Below are 5,181 nucleotides of genomic sequence, written 5' to 3'. Positions count from 1 at the left end.
GTCCAATTTGAGAGAACATAAAAATCTAATTCTCCTCAACATAGTTTTATAATAGAAGAAATTATTTTATAAGTACTAACATAAAATTGAAGTAGTTATACTCCTTAAAATATTATTACAATTTTAATTAAAAATGTTACTTAATTGATAAATATATTAGCATGATTTAAAGTTATAATAATTAAAAGGAGATGTTTTAATGAAAGATTTAGAACAAAGTCTGCTGAAATTAGTATGGCAACAATTTTCTACTACTCAAATTCACCATTTACTTCGACAATTCCCCACTTTTTTAACTGCAGATCATTATGAACAATGCTATATGCTTGAACAATTTAAATATATTTCAACTAAAAGCAATTTACAGTTTAAACTTCAAATGTTTAAAAGGACCTCAACAGATGAAATTATGACATATTTTCAACAATTGAATATCAATTATCTCTCCATATTTAATGATGCCTATCCTCATTTTTTAAAACAAATTTATGATTTCCCATTTGTACTTTTTTATCAAGGTCAACTTCAAATATTGCAACATTATAATACATTGGCAATTATAGGTTCTAGACAAGCTGGTTCGTATACGAAAAATGTGTTAAATCACTTTTTTCCAGAATTCGCTAATCATCAACTTACTATTGTTTCTGGTTTAGCAATAGGAGCTGATAGTTTTGCACATCAATTTGCACTTAAGCATCATTTGCCAACAGTAGCAGTTTTAGCTTTTGGCCATGAACATCATTATCCCAATGAAACTTTGTTATTAAGACAACAGATTGCTGAACAAGGTATTGTAATAAGTGAGTACATGCCTAAAAGTTCAATTGCAAAATATAGGTTTCCAGAACGAAATCGTTTAATTAGTGGTTTATCAAAGGGTATTTTTATTACAGAAGCGAAAGAGCGTAGTGGGAGTCATATCACTATCGATTGTGCACTTGAACAAAATAGAAATGTTTATGTCTTGCCTGGTTCTATTTTTAATCCTTTAACTAGAGGTAATTTATTAAAGATTCAAGAAGGTGCGAAAGTAGTTATAGATGTAAAAGATATCATTGAAGATTATCTATAATTTTACTGAGATAAAGAATATTTCTCGATACATGTTATATCTGTTTTACAATTAATTTATTAATTAAATACACATGAATAAAACGGAAGAAATTCCAATTTAAAATATTAAAACGTTGACAAATACAAATTTAAGCGTTTATCATTTATCTTTAGTAATTAGATTAGCAAGGGGGAAATCACTTTGGCAGATAATTTAGTCATTGTTGAATCGCCTGCAAAAGCTAAAACCATTGAAAAATATTTAGGTAAAAAATATAAAGTTATAGCTTCAATGGGACATGTGAGAGACTTACCTAGAAGTCAAATGGGTGTCGACACTGAAGATAACTATGAACCAAAATATATAACAATACGTGGAAAAGGTCCTGTCGTTAAAGAGTTAAAAAAACATGCAAAGAAAGCAAAAAAAGTTTTCTTAGCTAGTGACCCCGACCGCGAAGGTGAAGCAATTGCTTGGCATTTATCAAAAATATTAGAATTAGAAGATTCAAAAGAAAATCGTGTAGTATTTAATGAAATAACAAAAGATGCAGTAAAAGAAAGTTTTAAACACCCTAGAGAAATTGAAATGGACTTAGTTGATGCACAACAAGCACGTCGTATATTAGATAGATTAGTAGGTTACAATATTTCACCAGTCCTTTGGAAAAAAGTGAAAAAAGGCCTATCTGCAGGACGTGTTCAATCAGTTGCATTAAGATTGGTTATAGATAGAGAAAATGAAATAAGGAACTTCAATCCAGAAGAATATTGGACAATTGAAGGAGAATTTAGATATAAAAAGTCTAAATTCAATGCTAAATTTCTTCATTATAAAAACAAACCATTTAAACTAAATACAAAAAAAGATGTTGAAAAGATTACAACGGTGCTTGATGGAGATCAATTTGAAATCACAAATGTTAACAAAAAAGAAAAGACACGTAATCCTGCCAATCCATTTACAACATCAACATTACAACAAGAAGCAGCACGTAAATTAAACTTTAAAGCTAGAAAAACGATGATGGTAGCTCAACAATTATATGAAGGTATAGACTTAAAAAAACAGGGAACTGTTGGTTTGATCACTTATATGCGTACAGATTCAACTAGAATTTCTGATACAGCAAAAGCTGAAGCAAAGGATTATATCATTGATAAATATGGGAATGAATATGTGTCAAAACGTAAAGCAAGTGGTAAACAAGGTGACCAAGATGCGCATGAAGCAATAAGACCTTCTAGTACATTGCGTACACCTGATGACATGAAACCATTTCTTACTAGAGATCAATATCGTCTTTACAAATTGATTTGGGAAAGATTTGTCGCAAGTCAAATGGCACCAGCTATTTTAGATACAGTTGCTCTTGATGTAACACAAGGTGATATTAAGTTCAGAGCAAATGGACAAACAATTAAATTTAAAGGCTTTATGACTTTATATGTTGAAGCTAAAGATGATAAAGATAGCGATAAAGAAAATAAATTACCTAATTTAGAACAAGGCGACCAAGTTACAGCTACAAATATAGAACCGGCACAACACTTTACTCAACCACCTCCACGATATACAGAGGCGCGTTTAGTAAAAACATTAGAAGAATTGAAAATTGGCAGACCGTCAACTTATGCACCAACGATTGATACGATTCAAAAGAGAAATTATGTCAAATTAGATAGTAAACGTTTTGTACCAACTGAACTAGGTGAAATCGTACATGAACAAGTTAAAGAATATTTTCCAGAAATTATTGATGTAGAGTTTACGGTTAATATGGAAACATTACTCGATAAAATTGCTGATGGTGATACAAATTGGCGTAAAGTCATCGGAGGATTTTATAGTAGTTTTAAACAAGATGTTGAACGTGCTGAAGAAGAGATGGAAAAAATTGAAATTAAAGATGAGCCTGCTGGTGAAGATTGTGAAGTCTGTGGTTCACCAATGGTGATCAAAATGGGTCGTTATGGTAAATTTATGGCTTGTTCAAATTTCCCAGATTGCCGAAATACTAAAGCAATTGTTAAATCAATTGGAGTAACTTGTCCAAAATGTAAAGAGGGAGAAGTTGTCGAAAGAAAATCTAAAAAGAATCGTATTTTTTATGGTTGTTCAAAATATCCAGAATGTGACTTCATATCATGGGATAAACCAATTGGAAGAGACTGTCCAAAATGTGATCACTTTTTAGTTGAAAATAAAAAAGGTAAAACAACACAAGTCGTTTGTTCAAATTGTGATTATAAAGAGGAAGCACAAAAATAATTGTTTTATGAGCTTTAAATTTAATAAATCATTAACTAAGAGATTGAAACTGTGTTAGCGTTTCAATCTCTATTATTGACGCTAAATTCACTTTGAAAATATAATGTTATATATAAAATGATTAGAAGTATAACAATTAAGCAAAATATTAATATCATGATCATGCAATGAAATTTTTTATAAAGGAGAGTTACAATGACTCAAACTGTTAACGTTATTGGAGCTGGATTAGCTGGATCTGAAGCAGCATATCAATTAGCTGAAAGAGGTATAAAAGTTAATCTTATTGAAATGCGTCCAGTAAAACAAACACCAGCACATCATACAGATAAATTTGCAGAATTAGTGTGTTCAAACTCATTAAGAGGAAATGCCTTAACTAATGGTGTTGGTGTATTAAAAGAAGAAATGAGAAGACTAAACTCTTTAATTATTAAAGCAGCTGATAAAGCACGTGTTCCAGCTGGTGGGGCATTAGCAGTGGATAGACATGATTTTTCTGGATATATAACAGAAACATTAAGAAATCATGAAAATATTAATGTAATTAACGAAGAAATTAATTCTATTCCTGAAGGTTACTCAATTATTGCAACTGGTCCTTTAACAACTGAAAATTTAGCGCAAGAAATTGTTGACATTACTGGTAAAGATCAATTGTATTTTTATGATGCAGCAGCGCCTATCATTGAAAAGGAATCCATTGATATGGATAAAGTATATTTAAAATCAAGATATGATAAAGGTGAGGCAGCATATTTAAACTGTCCTATGACTGAAGAAGAATTTAATCGCTTTTATGATGCAGTATTGGAAGCAGAAGTTGCACCAGTAAACGATTTTGAGAAAGAAAAATATTTTGAAGGTTGTATGCCGTTTGAAGTCATGGCTGAACGTGGTCGTAAGACTTTATTATTTGGTCCTATGAAACCAGTTGGCTTGGAAGACCCTAAGACGGGTAAAAGACCATTTGCAGTAGTGCAATTAAGACAAGATGATGCAGCTGGCACTTTATATAATATTGTTGGTTTTCAAACGCATCTTAAGTGGGGAGCACAAAAAGAAGTTATTAAATTGATTCCGGGCTTAGAAAATGTTGATATCGTACGTTATGGTGTTATGCATAGAAATACTTTTATAAATTCACCGGATGTTTTAAATGAAAAATATGAATTGATTAATCAACCTAATATTCAATTTGCTGGTCAAATGACAGGAGTAGAAGGTTATGTTGAAAGTGCAGCAAGTGGACTTGTAGCGGGTATAAACTTAGCACATAAAATGTTGGGTAAAGGCGAAGTTGTCTTTCCAAGAGAGACAATGATAGGAAGTATGGCATATTATATTTCTCATGCTAAAAATGAAAAGAACTTCCAACCTATGAATGCTAATTTTGGATTATTACCTTCACTAGAAAAACGCATTAAAGATAAGAAAGAAAGATATGAAGCTCAAGCACATCGTGCACTTGATTACTTGGAAAACTACAAAAAAACATTATAGATAGTTAAAAAGACTAGAAGTACTATTTTAAAATTTGCATGGCTTTAGTTAGCATTTTGTAAATTTAGAACAAATACAATTCTAGTCTTTTTTAATTGAATGATTTTTGTATATTTATCATCTTGTCAGATATGAAGTTGAATTGTCTTATCTATATGAAATTGATATAAAAAATGTAATACTTTAAACTGTGAATCAAGTCGCTTTTAAATTGGTAAATATAATAATAATTCACTTTTATATTTAGATTAACTAATATACAGTGGGATAATGTTGAGTTGATTCAGCTTCGCGAACTATTTTTGTTACACATTTTTGACAATTTAAAAGAATATTATCAAGATGAGTTA

At 30.6% G+C, this 5,181-nt stretch carries 3 protein-coding genes; all 3 read left to right on the top strand.

From position 1 onward, the window contains the following. The first annotated feature begins 199 nt into the window (after positions 1 to 199). The 3 genes from dprA (at position 200) to trmFO (ending at position 4,831) form a co-directional block, all read left to right on the top strand. On the top strand, positions 200 to 1,075 hold the full coding sequence (gene dprA, locus CD113_RS05940) for a DNA-processing protein DprA (RefSeq protein WP_002465076.1): 876 nt from the start codon (positions 200 to 202) through the stop codon (positions 1,073 to 1,075). Between the two features lie 177 nt (positions 1,076 to 1,252). Further along, positions 1,253 to 3,328 carry a type I DNA topoisomerase gene (gene topA, locus CD113_RS05935; RefSeq protein ID WP_197697110.1) on the top strand — a complete coding sequence of 692 codons (2,076 nt, stop codon included), beginning with the start codon at positions 1,253 to 1,255 and terminating at the stop codon, positions 3,326 to 3,328. Positions 3,329 to 3,523: 195 nt separating this feature from the next. Next, a complete protein-coding gene (gene trmFO / locus CD113_RS05930; protein WP_002462114.1) occupies positions 3,524 to 4,831 on the top strand; it encodes an FADH(2)-oxidizing methylenetetrahydrofolate--tRNA-(uracil(54)-C(5))-methyltransferase TrmFO in 1,308 nt (435 codons plus the stop codon). Positions 4,832 to 5,181: the final 350 nt, after the last annotated feature.

The organism is Staphylococcus simiae (genome assembly GCF_002902085.1).
In the GTDB taxonomy this organism is placed as follows: Bacteria; Bacillota; Bacilli; order Staphylococcales; family Staphylococcaceae; genus Staphylococcus; species Staphylococcus simiae.
Note: the sequence above shows the minus strand (reverse complement) of the source record. Positions and strands in the feature narration are given on the sequence as shown.

Excerpts from the sequence above, each read along its gene's own strand:
- trmFO (WP_002462114.1), top strand. The coding sequence starts at position 3,524 with ATGACTCAAACTGTTAACGTTATTGGAGCTGGATTAGCTGGATCTGAA.
- dprA (WP_002465076.1), top strand. The coding sequence starts at position 200 with ATGAAAGATTTAGAACAAAGTCTGCTGAAATTAGTATGGCAACAATTT.